The 13052-nt window shown below is 41.5% G+C and carries 11 protein-coding genes; 3 read left to right on the top strand and 8 right to left on the bottom strand.

Going from position 1 to position 13052, the window contains the following annotated elements; all coding sequences use genetic code 11:
• Window positions 1–36: 36 nt before the first annotated feature.
• The 5 genes from PI95_RS13265 to ahcY all read right to left on the bottom strand — a co-directional run bounded on the left by PI95_RS13265 (window position 37) and on the right by ahcY (window position 6188).
• On the bottom strand, window positions 37–1125 hold the full coding sequence (locus PI95_RS13265; RefSeq protein ID WP_236117053.1) for a tetratricopeptide repeat protein: 1089 nt from the start codon (window positions 1123–1125) through the stop codon (window positions 37–39).
• A 70-nt stretch (window positions 1126–1195) separates the two neighbouring features.
• The gene (locus PI95_RS13260) at window positions 1196–1663 is read right to left on the bottom strand and encodes a caspase family protein (RefSeq protein ID WP_039737121.1); all 468 of its coding nucleotides are present in this window, start codon (window positions 1661–1663) and stop codon (window positions 1196–1198) included.
• Between the two features lie 154 nt (window positions 1664–1817).
• On the bottom strand, window positions 1818–3902 hold the full coding sequence (locus tag PI95_RS13255) for a caspase family protein (RefSeq protein WP_039737120.1): 2085 nt from the start codon (window positions 3900–3902) through the stop codon (window positions 1818–1820).
• 242 nt (window positions 3903–4144) lie between these two features.
• A complete protein-coding gene (locus PI95_RS13250) occupies window positions 4145–4594 on the bottom strand; it encodes a hypothetical protein (protein ID WP_039737119.1) in 450 nt (149 codons plus the stop codon).
• 316 nt (window positions 4595–4910) lie between these two features.
• Window positions 4911–6188: an adenosylhomocysteinase gene (gene ahcY / locus PI95_RS13245; protein ID WP_039738176.1), complete on the bottom strand. Its 1278-nt coding sequence runs from the start codon at window positions 6186–6188 to the stop codon at window positions 4911–4913.
• Window positions 6189–7184: 996 nt separating this feature from the next.
• On the opposite strand from ahcY, the gene PI95_RS13240 reads away from it, so the two are divergent.
• The gene (locus PI95_RS13240) at window positions 7185–8768 is read left to right on the top strand and encodes a mechanosensitive ion channel family protein (RefSeq protein ID WP_052324690.1); all 1584 of its coding nucleotides are present in this window, start codon (window positions 7185–7187) and stop codon (window positions 8766–8768) included.
• Here the strand turns inward: PI95_RS13240 and PI95_RS35205 are convergent, their stop codons facing one another.
• Window positions 8769–9098 (bottom strand): hypothetical protein, encoded by a 330-nt coding sequence (locus PI95_RS35205; RefSeq protein WP_201280433.1) that lies wholly within the window; start codon window positions 9096–9098, stop codon window positions 8769–8771.
• Window positions 9099–9384: 286 nt separating this feature from the next.
• Here PI95_RS35205 and PI95_RS13230 point away from each other — a divergent pair, with 286 nt between their 5' ends.
• Window positions 9385–9648 (top strand): hypothetical protein, encoded by a 264-nt coding sequence (locus PI95_RS13230; protein WP_039737117.1) that lies wholly within the window; start codon window positions 9385–9387, stop codon window positions 9646–9648.
• Between the two features lie 57 nt (window positions 9649–9705).
• Complete coding sequence (locus PI95_RS13225) at window positions 9706–10077, top strand: hypothetical protein (protein WP_039737115.1); 372 nt, start codon at window positions 9706–9708, stop codon at window positions 10075–10077.
• A gap of 72 nt (window positions 10078–10149) precedes the next feature.
• Here the strand turns inward: PI95_RS13225 and PI95_RS13220 are convergent, their stop codons facing one another.
• Window positions 10150–11295, bottom strand: a complete 1146-nt coding sequence (locus PI95_RS13220) for a glycosyltransferase family 4 protein (protein WP_039737114.1) — start codon at window positions 11293–11295, stop codon at window positions 10150–10152.
• Window positions 11296–11305: 10 nt separating this feature from the next.
• The gene (locus PI95_RS13215; protein WP_052324617.1) at window positions 11306–12472 is read right to left on the bottom strand and encodes a glycosyltransferase family 4 protein; all 1167 of its coding nucleotides are present in this window, start codon (window positions 12470–12472) and stop codon (window positions 11306–11308) included.
• Window positions 12473–13052 lie beyond the last annotated feature (580 nt).

Raw genomic sequence — 13052 nt, 5'->3', positions numbered from 1 at the left:
AAGAAACCGGGTTTCTAGGAAAGAGCGATCGCATCTTTACTTATTCACAGAGAGCGAGTTTTTCGTCATCGTATAACGAATAGCTTTCATGCTTACTTTTTCCAAGTCATCGCTTTCAATATGTTCAACAAAGACACTCCTTGAGCCAAAAGAAGGAGGAAAAAGAAAAAATCGCAGCCTTTTGGGTGAGGCAAATAGGCGGATTTCAGATATACCAACACTTCCTATTTGAATGAATGGGTAGCTAAGTTTTGTCTCTCCAGGAAGCAATCCATTCCACATAACATCCTCATCATCCCAAAGTGGACTTGGTTCAAACCACCCGTTTGCATGAATTTCAATCATGTAAATATGAACTGGCTCTTTAGTTGAGTTATTTATACTAAATTGAAACCTTTTTTCGTACTCGATAAAATAGCCGTTACTTTCGCCAATAGTCTGTTCTTTGGCTTCCTCAAGTTCTTCTTCGGTTTCACCTACAAGCAAGGTCACTTCAAGCGGAAATTCTAATTCTGGAATTGCCAGTACAGGTTTCCAGCACGAAAGCTGTGCTTGAATCTTCCAAACGTCGTTATATGAAAGTGGAATTGTTCCTTCTTCTGGGTTAAGTTTTACAAGTTCATCTATAATCTCACTAACTCTATTTAAATTATTTTCAATTAACCTAAGCCTATATTCCAAATAAAGAGCTTCTGGGCTAGAAGGTTTGATAGAGATAACTTGTTCAACAAGTTCCTTAAAAGTTGTAAAATTACCATTTTGCAATGCTGAAAAAGCACGGGCTTTTAAAGCATCAAAACTTTGGTTTCTTAACGAAATCACCATTTCGCCTCGATCATCGAGATGAAATGAGCCAAAGTCAGGAGTTTGTTTTGATTCCGATGCTTGACCAACTTTTTGCTGAACAAATAAACCTAATTCTGAAGAGGTAATAATTCCATTACCATCTAGGTCAGCTTTTCCCCAATTGAAACCATCAACTATTGTTCCAGTAAACAATGAATGACCGGGGATAGAACCACCATCGAGAGCGGGTTGTTCCCGACGAGCTGATGTGATAACTTTACGACTAATCCGACGATTTAGGTCTTTTTCATATCGCACAGCATCTCGGAAAGTTTTCATTGCTTCGCCTAAAGCAAAACCGCTATGGCAAGAGTCTAAAATAACTAAAATGTGCCTTGCGGGAAGCCTGCTAATAGCTTTTAGGAAAGAATCTACCTTCGATATAATCATTCCAATATTCTCTTGGGTCGGGTTTTCGTGCTTTTACAGGAACTATAAAACCTGTTTCCCCTAGTTCTTTACCGCCGATTTTGTCAACGCGAGTGTGTCCATGACCTGCAAAAAATAACAGAAGACTATCATCTGGTTGTAAAACTTCGTATAGTTGTCCTTCTACAAGATTTAAAATTGCATCTTTAGTTGCATCACAATTAAGTAGGGGTGGTACAGGTGCAATAAACCCAATCTTATCAACTAAAACCTGTTGAATACCAACAGCATCATTTACTGCATTACGAAGCTGAGACCATTGCTCATATTTATCGATACCAATTGTCACAATAATAGAGTGTCCCTGATTCACAGGTTCATACTCTGAACTTACAACATAAGCTTGACGAAATTCTAAGTCTGAAATTGGGTTTGTTTGTTCGGTCATAGTTTTGTTTTCTCAATCAATTGTTGTTCAATCGTTTAGATCCGACGACTAAAGTCGCGGCTAAACGAACAAAGTCCGCCTACGCGGACTTAATATGTTGTAGCCTGCGGAGGCAGGCTTTGTTCTTGTAGCCCCAGGCTTCCAGCCTGCGGGATTAATTCGCTTTCACAGTGATTGTCACAGTTTTTGTCGTCCAGCCGCGATTTGAACTCATAACTTGTTGTGCTTCACGGGTAGGAGGTACTTCATCAGGATCGGCACTAATAGCTGACAAAAGTTTATCAAGCGGATCGCCACCACCTCTGGGTGTATTCTCGTCATATTCATCAAATGATGCTGCTTTTTTGGCTTGAATCGGTTTGTCGAGAGATGGTAATTCTAGCCAGCGAAATTTAGCAGGTTTAACTGTGGCAAATACCTTTAAGATGTCTTTACCTTCTTGATACCCCTCTGGCAGTTTGAAACTTAAGGGAATCAATTCTTCTTGCTTGGGGTTAAAAGTGACAAAAGGTGCCCCATCTTCTAATATGTCAAGTTGAGAAATAGCCCAATCTGACTGAAGATCCATGACGACAACATTCAAGTCTTGGTTAGACTCATTCTTGATATATAAAAATGTATTTTCTCCAGTTTGCAATGTTTGTTTAGTAGGGTCAGCTAATGGCTTTTTGTTTCTGTCAGTTAACTGAACTACCAATTTGTTAGTTAAAACTGAAAGATTTTCCAGTTCTTGGGCAGCCTGATATTTAGTCAGATGAACTAAGCGCTTGACTACGTTTTGGGCTGCATCCGCATCGCTTGCTAACAACGCTGGTCGTAAATTAGGAAATGGCGTACCGTTGCGATCGCATATTTCATACTCGCCCGAAGCATTAATCGCAACTTGATAGTGTTCACCTTCATTTGCTAACTCTACCCAACCTTTGCCAGTTCTCGGAATTGCAGCTTTGACTGCTGTGAGTGCATCCGTTTGACTTTTCATCAATTTCGTGCTATCGTCTTTTTTCTCAAACAGACGAACTCGCCGCACAAGTGCGATCGCAGCTGATAACATAATTGCTGGAGATGCTTGCTGAATATCTCCACGCAGCGAATCTGGCTCGATCGCAGCCCAAGCGTCTGCGGGAGTAATATCTGCCGTAACTTGGGCGATCGCTAATGGCTTATTTTTCTCGCTAAAATCTGTTGTACCTGGTGCATAAATGGCAAATCTTGCCCCTTCACCGAGTCCCTGTGCGCTACCAGCATCTAATAGCACCCGATTTCTAGCAGTATCTACGTTGAGAACATTTACTGTATAATGTACATTTGCGTAACTTCTGCCAAAAACTTGACGTTCACCCTCGCCAAATAGCATCGGTGTTTGGGTTTGAAATTGACTTTGGACTTTGGCGTAAACGCGATCGTAAAGTGATTTATATGTCAAGTCTGGACTTGGGTTATTTAAAGTATCTAGCATCCAGTAAGTAAGCGCTCCGTTACTCTCCTTACCATTGAATACAGACTCATAAGCATACTCCGAAGGGCGACAAGCTGCTAACAAAACATAATCTCGCGATTCCGGAAGCCAATCACCTGCATTAGCTTTGCGAGCTGTTCCCCCTGTAATCTCAAGCCAGTTATTAATTAATTCCTCACGCGATGCCACTAAGCTGTCTGTAGGTCGTGATGTCGTGTCCGGTTCTCCTTCCAGTCCTCGAATTGCCGTATCCCCTCGTGTAGTACCTCCAGAGTGACAGCTATCAAACACCACTGTCACAACTAACCCCTTATTCACCATCTTTTTCAAGAGTGTTGCAATTTCAACGTCTCGGAGATAGCGTTCGTTTGTTTTGACAATATCCATCGGTACAAGCGCTTCATCCGGTTGTCCGGCGCCCTTTAATTCTGGATAGATTGTCTTTGCACGCCCCCCATGACCAGAATAATGAATATAAACTTGGTCGTCTTTTTGGGCTATCTCAGTAATTGCGTGAAACTTCGCAACGATATTTTCGTAAGTAGGCAATTGCTCTTTAGGTTCGGGTGGTTCCGTAGCACCGGTATTAGAAGATGTCAGCTTAAAGATTTGCTTCGGCTTCTGCGTCTTTTTGAGGTAATCCTCTACCCGTTTAATATCGCGTACACATCCTCCAAGGCTCGCATAATAACCTCCATCCGGTAATTGACCTGGTAGATAGTAGTCAATACCAATCAATAAAGCGTATAAGTTGGGTATTTGAGTTGTTTGTTCGGTCATATTTGCTTTCTCATATGTTCTACCTTTAAATTCATACAAGCTTGTTTTCCGAATTACGGAATTACAGTGTTTTTCACAAAAATAGACCTCTCTGGTTGTAGGCTACCGTATATACACATCTCGTCTCGTTCCCATTTGGAGTGTATTCTAAGCAATAGGGGCACGCTTGAAAGCCTGCCCCTAGATGTTGAATATTTATAAATTATGAGTGATGCTAAATCCTGATTTATCACTTTTAAGTTTTAATTCAAAACTGCCTTAAGAGCCTCATCTACTTGATTGAGAGAATCTATTGCGATTTCAATCAGTTTATCTTGTTGTTTTTCTGAATCAGTTTCAACAGCATCATTTAAAGCTTGTATGGCATTTTCTATTTTTTTTGCGTTATCAAGCATTCCTCCTTTTTTCAAAGCAGTGGCGGCATTTTTCAAATGTTCCATAGCTGTATCGAAATACTGCACTGCATCTGCATCGCTTTCAGCCTCAGCCGCATTGTTCATTGCTTCTAAAGCTGAATCGAGATTTTCGTCAGCATCTTTGACGTATTTGGTTTTAATGTCAGCTAGCAAGATTGAAGAGGTGGAGTGATGATTTGCGCTAACAGTTGCTGCCATTGCTGGATTGGCAGATAAAAAAAGTGCGATCGCTATATTGGATAGCAAAAATGTTCCTAGTAATTTTTTGATTTTCATAATTCCAAACCCCGGTTTTTATTGATATAAACTCATGCCAATTAATCGAAATTTCTGTAATAAAGCTTATTTGCTTTACTGAACTGAAACTTCTACAACTTGGCATAATTATTCTTTTATCGTCAATATAAAAACACTGGTTTATCGACTTTTTATATTTGTTCTGCAAATATACGGATATAACATTCGTAGTGAGCGCTTCAGCGCTCAATCCCTCATTATGAATATTAAAAAAGGATAGGTAAATTACCTATCCCAAAAATAATCTATTTAGTAGAGACGTTTCACTGGAACGTCTTTACGCGGAACGTCTCTATCAAGTTCCAGAAGTCCAAGAGTTGATGTACTCATGTTGATCTGGGGTTAGAGTATCAATTTCAATTCCCATCGCTTGCAACTTCAACAAAGCAATGTTTTGATCTACTTCGGTAGGAATTGAGTGTAAACCAGCTTGCAGCTTACCTTTATTTTTTACTAAATATTCGGCAGCTAAAGCTTGGTTAGCAAAACTCATATCCATTACTGCACTGGGGTGTCCTTCAGCAGCAGCGAGGTTGATTAAGCGTCCTTCACCGAGAACGACGATTGATTTACCGCTGTTGAGGCGATATTCTTGAGTGAAAGGACGGACATTTTTAACTTCCGTTGCTTTTTCAGCCAAGGTTTTCAGGTCAATTTCCAAATCGAAGTGACCGGAGTTACAAACAATTGCGCCATCTTTCATGACGTCGAAATGTTCGCCGCGAATGACGTGTTTGTTACCGGTGACTGTGATAAACAAATCGCCAACGGGTGCAGCTTCCGCCATTGGTAGGACGCGGAAACCATCCATAACGGCTTCAATTGCTCTGATGGGGTCAATTTCGGTGACAATTACGTTTGCACCGAGTCCGCGTGCGCGGAGTGCGGTTCCTTTGCCACACCAGCCATAACCAACTACGACAATGTTTTTACCAGCAAGCAGAACGTTGGTAGCGCGGATAATACCGTCTAAAGTTGATTGACCTGTACCGTAGCGGTTGTCAAAGAAGTGCTTGGTGTCAGCATCGTTGACGTTCATCGCCGGGAATGTTAGCACACCGTCACGGAACATGGCACGCAAGCGCACGATTCCGGTTGTGGTTTCTTCGGTGGTGCCAATCAAATCGGCGATTTGATGCGGACGTTGTTGAATTAAGGTTGCAACTACATCAGAACCGTCATCAATAATGATGTTGGGACGGTGATCTAAGGCTATTTGGACGTGGCGGTGATAAGTGTCGTTATCTTCACCTTTGATTGCAAACACGGGAATGTCGTAATCGGCGACGAGACACGCGGCTACGTCATCTTGTGTTGAGAGGGGATTGCTAGCAATTAGCAGGGCATCTGCACCACCCGCTTTGAGAGCGATCGCTAAATGCGCTGTTTCTGTTGTTACGTGGCAGCAAGCTGAAAGGCGAATCCCTGCAAACGGTTTTTCTTGGGCAAAGCGATCGCGAATTTGCCGCAATACTGGCATTTCGCGTCCAGCCCATTCTATGCGCTGTCTTCCCAAGGGAGCTAGGGCGAGGTCTTTAACCTCGTGCTTTAATCGGGGAGAAGTTGCGGTCATCAAAAGTTCCTCAAAAATGTAAAAAAGGGCGGCAGTCGCTACAACGGGGGGAACCCCAACGCCAGATGCCTCAACGGAGGGAACCTCCGCACGGCACTGGCTCCGCAACGCGCTGCCTTACGTAATACTCTACGTACTTTAATAGAGTATTCCATGATTAGCGATGCTTAGTTAATTTTAAGCAACTAATCAAGGCTTCTTTGCACTAGCTTGACGTTTGAGAGCAATAATGTCAACTTTATTTCCTTTTTCTTTGCCTTAACTTTATGTTTCATCAAGAAATTGGGCATGGGGCATTGGGCATTGGGTATCGGGCATGGGGCATGGGGCATTTTCAAGAGGGGGAAAGGTTAAAGGGGAAAGGGAAAAGGGGAAGAAGTAATTTGAGATATTCGAGTGGATTTTTAAATCAAGGACATCCCTTTACCCTTTTTTCCTTTCCCCTTTGACCCAAATTAAAAAAGCCCATTAAACAATTGCCCAATGACGGCAGGTGCTACAACGTTCGTGACCTCACGCCAGGTGCAGATAGCGCGCTTAACCCGCGCAACGCACTGGCGCAGCAACGCACAGCCAAACCTATGCCCAATGCCCCATGCCCACATTTTCTGTGTCATCTGTCTACGGATAGATGAAAAATGCAAAAAATAAGTCTTTAGATTATAAAGATTTGTCAAAATTAAACTTTAGACAGGTACATTTACCCAGACTGATTTTGCACGATGGCTGTAGGTTTTGCTTAAGGAGGTGTTGAGCGTGCGCTTGAAATTTTTGGCTATGCCAGGTTACGCCATGCGAATTCTACTATCTAAGCGCCCAACGGGAGAGCCAGTCGCACGCCAGGTGCTACAACGGGGCGGCAGCTTTTCGCAGGGTACTTCCCCCGAAAACGTGCCTTGGGAAAATACGCAACGCGCTGCCTTGGGAACCCGCGCACGGCGCTGGACTCACCTTCAAAAGTTAATTTGGGTTGCAGTTGGGGCGATCGCCACCTTTATGGTTGTCACTAATTTTGATGTCTCAAAAGCTACGGCGCAGATACCGATTTTACCCGATCTGCAATCACCCAAATTAGGAATTCATGACTCAGACAAAACAATTGTCAATGACTCAATTTATTTGGATGGTCGGCGTTTATTTCAGATAGCGGATACAAGAGCAAATCTTCCACAGCGTTTAGAAAATATCCAACAAGCTGTAGATACAATTAGCCAAAACTACTTTCAAACGCCTGATGCGAAGCTGAAAGTGCAGATAGACCACGCTGCAAACGGTTCACCAATTATTCGCGTCAATGGCAATTACCTGATGACGGTGACAAAAGAGGATGCCAACATCACACAAGAAGACCCGGAAAGTTTGGCTGAAAAACTTAAGCAGCTGTTGCTGCAAAAATTACCACAGGCGAAACAAGAGCGAAAAACTGAGTTTTTAATTTACCAAGGTAAAATTGCTGGTGCAGCTGTACTGGGGATGATTGTCATCAGTTGGGGGATGTATAGGTGGCAATGTCGATCTAGAAACTCAGTACAGCCAACTCCCCCAACTTCACCTGCGACCAAACCGATTACGGTACAGCTGAATCGACAGCAAAATCGACATATTCAAGAAGCAAAGCGGCGACTGTTTCAGCTAGGGCAAGCAATTATTTGGGGAGGGGGCAGTTTTTTCATCCTTGGTCTATTTCCCTACACGCGATCGCTGCAAACCGCAATTCTCAGAGCTGCGAAAATTCCTTTGCAAGTAGGTATTGTGCTGCTGTTAACTTATGTGGCAGTGCGTCTTACCTATGCTTTAACTGACCGCTTCGCCTCTGCTTTAATCAACAGCAGTACTTTACTAACTCCGGAAACTACCGAACGGCTACAGTTACGAGTTTCTACGATTTCTGGTGTAACTAAAAGTATTGCTACCTTTGCTTTGCTCGTAGTTGGTACTTTATTAACTCTGACAATATTGGGAATAGATGTTATTCCCTTGCTTGCTGGTGCCAGTTTAGTTGGTGTGGCACTGTCTTTGGCTTCTCAAAGTTTAATTAAAGACGCAATTAACGGCTTTCTGATTATCCTGGAAGACCAGTACGCTTTAGGCGATGTGATTAATGTGGGAGAAGTTGGCGGTTTAGTAGAAAATCTGAATCTGCGGATGACTCAGGTACGCGATGCAGAAGGACGCTTAATTACAATTCCCAATAGCGAAATTAAAATTGTTGCCAATCTTTCTAGTCGGTGGTCACGCGCAGATTTAAATATCCCCGTTAGCTATCAAACCAATATTGACAAGGCTTTGGAATTAATTGAAGATATTGCCTTCAAGATGGATCTAGATCCGCTATGGCAAGAGCAAATTGTCGAAACGCCGAAAGTTTTGGGTGTAGATAATTTTGGCGATCGCGGTTTGATAATTCGTGTATGGATTAAAACACAGCCCCTCAAGCAATGGGATGTAGCGCGAGAATTTCGCCGTCGTTTGAAAATCGCTTTCGACCAAGCAGGAGTTTCTATTCCCTTACCTCAACAAGCGATTTGGGTCAATGATGCTCAATTATTGAAATCTCAGTTTGATGATAAGGTGAATTAGTTATTGGGCATGGGGCAATGGGCATTGGGCATTGGGCATGGGGAACGCGGTAATGGGGAACGCGGTAATAGGGAAGATGTAGCTCCCCATCCCCCCCTCTGCCCCTCTCCCCATCCCCCCCTCTTCCCAACTGCAAGGGTCTAAATCAGGTGGGAAAATAAAAAATTCTACCCCGTTGAAAAGTCCTTTATGATGAAGCGCGATCGCCTCTATCAACTGGAAAAACACTATCGGAATCCATAAGCTTAATCTGTCGCTGTAAAAGTAGACAACGACACGGCTCGTTTTGTGTTCTTCCAGAGGAAGCGGACTTTGCCAAGGGGAAATCATGCTAAATAAACCTCATCCGCCAAAAGATAGATATACATATATCTATCTTTTTACTTATTTAGTCAGTGAAAACAACTATCTTTAGCTAGTTGTTTCATGATGTTGTTTTCGCATCCTCCCAACCGTATTAACGAATGAACGCAGCTTCAGAGAGGAAACTCACTGTTTACTTGTGGGCAAAGTAGTACATAAATACTATAATATATATATAGCGTCCAAGCCTGGTGAAGTGCGATCGCTCTTTGTGTGACAGCCTTCACAGAAATATGATTCAAGGGTTTGTTTTATGATTAAACACTATATTCTCAGCCTCAATCCGACTGCCAAGCACGACTGGGATCGTTGTATTCTACGCGATCCGCTGACTGCGAAACGTCCGGACATTGCTAAGTTAATTGCGGAAGCGGTTGGTGCAGATACAGGCAGTTATTTGGTGAGTGTAAATATCGAAGTTCAAGTATTAGAGCAAGCTGTGGTGTCTCATGCTGAACAGCTATCACTGAATATTGGTGAGGTGAGTGTTCCGTCTCAACTGAGGGAAGTAGCCTAGTTAAGGCACAGCTTCGGAGCTTTGTTTATTAAGATTTGTTAGAGGTAAATTATTTTGATGTTGCAACTGAGTCATTATCCATCTGCGATCGCTCAAGCTGCCCAACGAGTGAATGAAGTAGACTCTCAGTTGATGGCAGTTCAGCACCAAATTAACCGATTTGAAGGCAATGCCGATCGCGTTTCTGCTTTTGAATCTGATTTGAAGAATGATGCTCAACGCAAAGCACGTCGCTTTGAAGTACTATTGGTGAATCAGGAATATCAAAAGTCAATGGATACCCTGATTAGATTAACCGCAGAAAAACAAAATGCGATCGCTCATTTAGAATATCTCCGCAACCAGTTTAGTGTAGCTAAATTAGAAGCGAGATTAGCCATAGTTCAACAACTCAACGATTTTGAAGCTCGTGAATTAGTTGGTTTGTAATTACGTAGTGAGCGGTTTACCGCTCAACTTCAAAGTTTTCAAGCGCTAAAGCGCTTACTACAATTAGAGCGTTTATTTACATTCAAAATTACGCTCAAGCAATTCGGCAATTTGCTGATTAATAATTGTTACATCAAATCGCTGACTTGCAGTAATTCGCGCATTATTAGCTATAGCCGCTGTCTTTTCTGGTTCTTGAAGACAAGCGGTAATTATTTGTGCAAGTTCTTGAGGTTTTCCTGGTGTCGCCAAAAAACCATTGATATCGTGTTCTACTAATTCAATTGCACCACCAGATGCAGCTGCAACTACAGGTGTTCCACATAGCATCGCTTCAACAATCACTCTACCAAAAGGTTCTGGAGAAATAGAGGTATGTGCTACCAAGTCACAAGCTGACATTAATTGAGGAATATCTGAACGAAATCCTAAAAATTTGACTCTCTTTTCCAATCCTAAATTTGTTACCTGACGATGTAAACTATCAACATAATCTTGCTCGCCAAACAGTGCATCACCAACTAAAAGCACCGTGACTTCTTGAGGACATTTAGCAAGCGCTTCAATTAAAATATGTTGTCCTTTCCAAGGTGCAAGACGGCTAAAATGTCCGACTGCAAATTGTCCTTCTAAACTTAATTCTTGCCTTAATTGCTTAACATCAGGCTCGGAAATTTGATAATTTTTCGAGTCAAAGCCGTTGTAAACTATTTCCGTGAGGTTTGCTTTTCCACCTGCTTTCACAAAAGCTGTTTTACTAGCTTGAGAATTGGCAATTACTAATGATGCAAGATTGGCGCAAGTTACAGCAATGCGACGGTTAGTTTTACTAAAATGCTCCTTTGAAAGAATATCATGCAAATGATATACCAAAGGACGACGGCTGAGAAAACTAGCGATCGCACCCACAACTAAGGCTTTTTGTGTATTCGCGTAAATTAAATCGTATTCACGCGCAATTTTAACTACTTTAGTAATTATCGGTGCAAGTTGTCCTAAACTACCTAAACCTTGTGCCAAGCTGCTTTCTTTGCGAACTTGTATTGCTTGAGTTGCCAAAACTTGCACGGGAATTTTATTCTGCTGTAGTAAATTATGGAATGAACCATCTGCAAATAAGCCTACCAGACAGCGATCGCTATAAGGTTTAGCAATATCTATCAAGCATAATTCTGCGCCACCCGGTTTACCACTTTGGTCTAAAAAGAGAATTTTCATGTATACTTGTTTAGGCTAAAAGAATTGAGCGCACCTGAGTTGCAATTTTCTGCCAGTCGAACTGTGTAACAGCGTAATTGCGACAGTCTTCTCGTGAAGGTACTGGCAATTTTCTTAGTAATACTTCTTCTAATTTTTCGGCAATAGCTGAAACTTCGATTGAGTCAGTAATTAAATGTGGTGAGAATGGTTCTAAAATTTCTGGCATTCCCCCAACAGGAGTACACACAACCGGAGTACCACAGGCTAAAGATTCGACTATTGCTAATCCAAATCCTTCAAAAGATTGACTGGGCATTACACTCAAATCGGCAGCTTGGTAAGCTATTGGCAATTCTTCATCAGGTAAAAAGCCTAAGAATTGAACGTGGTCGTCGAGTCCCAATTCTGTGGCTTGTTGTTTTAGTGCGGCTTCTAATGGTCCACGACCACCAATAGCCAGCCAAACGTCAGGAATTCTCGGTTTAATTGTAGCGATCGCTATCAACAATTTGTCAAGCCCGACGCGATTCACTAACCGACGGGATGTAAATATTACTGGACGATCTTGAGACCAATTTAACTTGCTGCGAGCCTCTTGAGGTGATAGATTTGGTTGAAACTGATTAATATCAACTCCACCAGGAATTACGTTAATTTTATCAGTTGGTACTTGATATTGTTGATGTAAGATATTGCCAAATGCTTTGCTGAGAACTATGAAGCGATCGCAGCGATCGTAAACTCTTTTTTCTATCAGCCAGTGCTTGAGAAACGCGGTTACTTTATTAACTCCTTCTTCGTGACTTTCAGATGCCCAAGGTCCATGAAAGTTAAAAGTAATTGGCACTTCTTTTGGCAAAAGATTCAAAATCGGATAGCTATACAATGCAAAATGTAAATTAATTGCATCTGGTGTGTCTACTCTCGTTTTTTGAAAGTTAGTGCGAATAGACCACAACCTTTGCCAAATTGGACTATCTGGAGAAGCTAGGTTAGTCAACTTTATCGGCAAATTTTCTTCAGCTTCTGGTAACCCTACACCACATAATTCCACCTTGTCTTCATTTTTGGCTAATTCTTTAGTTAATTCATAAATATACCTCTCTAAACCTCCGGGTGTTTTGGGAAACCAACCTATTCCTAGGCTGAGAATAGATGCTGATTCATTCATATAGTCTTTTTTATTACCTAACATAATATATTTTCCAAGTATTTCCTGTTAATTAATTGGTTTGCACACCGAGATCCAGCTTCAATGGTTTTTTTGAGATTGCCGATTAATAGACATCCTTTATATTTATATCCTGCCATTCTAGCCAGCATCAGTACTTTCAGTCATACTATAGGTATTCAACCGAATTAATAATTATTAATTCATAATTCATAATTAAAAATGGGTTTGTAGCCGATGCCTAATAAAGTAGTTTTAATTGGGTGGGATTTATAGCGGTTCTCACTTGTGTCAAATACCCAAACCGATTGTAGGGACAATTCATGAATTGTCCCGACGCTGCGGTATCATTGTATATTGCATCCAACTGAAAATCGCTATAAATCCCTATCTAAAAATAATTATAAATTATTAATTATGTCCGCAGTAATTTTTCATACAGTTACAGATAAATATTTATAGTTGTGATTTATACATTCAATGTGAAAATACTATTTTGGATAAGCAAGACAATACCCAAATTATGCTAAATTTTGTGTCATTATCTTGTTAACTACTGATATCAAGAAAGCATTCTTCTAACTTTTAATAGACATTTACAACA

The organism is Hassallia byssoidea VB512170, assembly GCF_000817785.2.
GTDB lineage: Bacteria > Cyanobacteriota > Cyanobacteriia > Cyanobacteriales > Nostocaceae > Hassallia > Hassallia carrinoi.
This window is presented reverse-complemented; position numbering and strand designations above follow the sequence as displayed.

Excerpts from the sequence above, each read along its gene's own strand:
- PI95_RS13265 (WP_236117053.1), bottom strand. The coding sequence starts at position 1,125 with ATGAAAACTTTCCGAGATGCTGTGCGATATGAAAAAGACCTAAATCGT.
- PI95_RS13260 (WP_039737121.1), bottom strand. The coding sequence starts at position 1,663 with ATGACCGAACAAACAAACCCAATTTCAGACTTAGAATTTCGTCAAGCT.
- PI95_RS13255 (WP_039737120.1), bottom strand. The coding sequence starts at position 3,902 with ATGACCGAACAAACAACTCAAATACCCAACTTATACGCTTTATTGATT.
- PI95_RS13250 (WP_039737119.1), bottom strand. The coding sequence starts at position 4,594 with ATGAAAATCAAAAAATTACTAGGAACATTTTTGCTATCCAATATAGCG.
- ahcY (WP_039738176.1), bottom strand. The coding sequence starts at position 6,188 with ATGACCGCAACTTCTCCCCGATTAAAGCACGAGGTTAAAGACCTCGCC.
- PI95_RS13240 (WP_052324690.1), top strand. The coding sequence starts at position 7,185 with ATGGTTGTCACTAATTTTGATGTCTCAAAAGCTACGGCGCAGATACCG.
- PI95_RS35205 (WP_201280433.1), bottom strand. The coding sequence starts at position 9,098 with ATGATTTCCCCTTGGCAAAGTCCGCTTCCTCTGGAAGAACACAAAACG.
- PI95_RS13230 (WP_039737117.1), top strand. The coding sequence starts at position 9,385 with ATGATTAAACACTATATTCTCAGCCTCAATCCGACTGCCAAGCACGAC.
- PI95_RS13225 (WP_039737115.1), top strand. The coding sequence starts at position 9,706 with ATGTTGCAACTGAGTCATTATCCATCTGCGATCGCTCAAGCTGCCCAA.
- PI95_RS13220 (WP_039737114.1), bottom strand. The coding sequence starts at position 11,295 with ATGAAAATTCTCTTTTTAGACCAAAGTGGTAAACCGGGTGGCGCAGAA.
- PI95_RS13215 (WP_052324617.1), bottom strand. The coding sequence starts at position 12,472 with ATGTTAGGTAATAAAAAAGACTATATGAATGAATCAGCATCTATTCTC.